At 69.3% G+C, this 1,312-nt stretch carries 1 protein-coding gene, 1 rRNA gene and 1 pseudogene; 2 read left to right on the top strand and 1 reads right to left on the bottom strand.

The window, feature by feature from the left end:
• Nucleotides 1–67, top strand: a 5S ribosomal RNA gene (rrf, locus tag AC0B61_RS37200); the annotation flags it as partial.
• Nucleotides 68–215: 148 nt separating this feature from the next.
• Here rrf and AC0B61_RS37205 read toward each other — a convergent pair.
• Nucleotides 216–560, bottom strand: a pseudogene (locus tag AC0B61_RS37205) (helix-turn-helix transcriptional regulator); the annotation flags it as partial.
• On the opposite strand from AC0B61_RS37205, the gene AC0B61_RS37210 reads away from it, so the two are divergent.
• On the top strand, nt 513–1,193 hold the full coding sequence (locus AC0B61_RS37210; RefSeq protein ID WP_471746968.1) for an SDR family oxidoreductase: 681 nt from the start codon (nt 513–515) through the stop codon (nt 1,191–1,193). The pseudogene AC0B61_RS37205 and the gene AC0B61_RS37210 sit on opposite strands and share 48 nt — an antisense overlap.
• The last annotated feature ends 119 nt before the right edge of the window (nt 1,194–1,312 follow it).

The following is a 1,312-nucleotide window of genomic DNA, read 5'->3' on the forward strand; positions in this document are numbered from 1 at the left end:
AGCTAAGCCTCAAAGCGCCGATGGTACTGCAGGGGGGACCCTGTGGGAGAGTAGGACGCCGCCGAACAATCATTCCGAAAAGACCCCCTCCCGACACCGGGAGGGGGTCTTTTTGCGTTTTCCGTGGCCTGGCGCTCCAGTGCGGCTTCGAGAGGCCGGCATCGGCAGCGACCCCCGCCTCCCGATTCGCTGCGGTGATGTCCTGGCCCGCACCGTCAGTTGCGTCCGCGTGGTTCGCCGCCTGCCGTCCTGACCTGCTTGCGGTAGGCCCCCGGTGGCGATCCGAAGTGTCGTTTGAAGGCTTTGGCGAAGGCGAACTCCGACGTGTACCCCGTGTGCTGCGCGATCGTGCTCAGCGGCGCCGGCGATCGGTGCAGCAACCGCGCCGCGGTGGCCATCCGCCAGTTGGTCAGGTAGGACAACGGCGGCTCGCCGACCACCGAGGTGAAGCGGCGGGCGAACGCCGCGCGGGACAGCCCGGCGCGGGTGCCCAGCGACTCCACGGTCCAGGGATGGCCGGGATCGTCGTGGATCGCCTTCAGGGCCGGGGCGACTGCCGGGGCGCGGACGTCCTGGTCGCCTCCAGCAACCAGGACCGCGTCGACGCCGCGACGAAGCGGCTGGGCGAGCCGGCCGAAGGCCACCGCCTGGACGTCGCCGACGGCGACGCCATCGCCGCGTTCTTCGAGCAGGTCGGGGAGTTCGACCACCTCGTCTACACCGCGGGCGAATCCCTGCTGATCAAGCCGTTGGTCGACACCACCCCGCAGGAGGCCAAGGCCGTCTTCGAGCGCCGGTTCTGGGGCGCGTTCCTCGCCGCCAGGTACGCTGCACCGCGACTGCGCGACGGCGGATCGATCACTTTCAGCTCCGGCGTCCTCGCGATCCGCCCCCTGTCCGGAACCGCGCTCACCGCAGGCATCACCGGCGGCATCGAGGCCCTGTCCCGGGCACTCGCCGTCGAACTCGCCCCGCTACGCGTCAACGTGATCCAGCCCGGTGTGATCCGCACCGAACTGTGGGACGGCAGTGTCCCGAACCCGGAGGCCTTCCTCCAGGACGCCGGGGCCGAGCTGCTCACGCGGCGTGTCGGCACCGCCGAGGAAGCCGCGGCGGCCTATCTCTTCGTCCTGTCCAACGCCTACGTCACCGGCACCACGCTCGCGATAGACGGCGGCGCGGCGTTGGTGTGACACAGGAGCCGCACATGACAGCCACACCTAGTACTCCAGCAGGACTTCGGTGTTTTGCCTGGTCAGAGGCTGCGTGGTGCAGTGTAGTGGGCTGATTGTCCGTCAGGGGCGGTCTTCAG

This window comes from Kitasatospora sp. NPDC023385 (assembly GCF_055664045.1).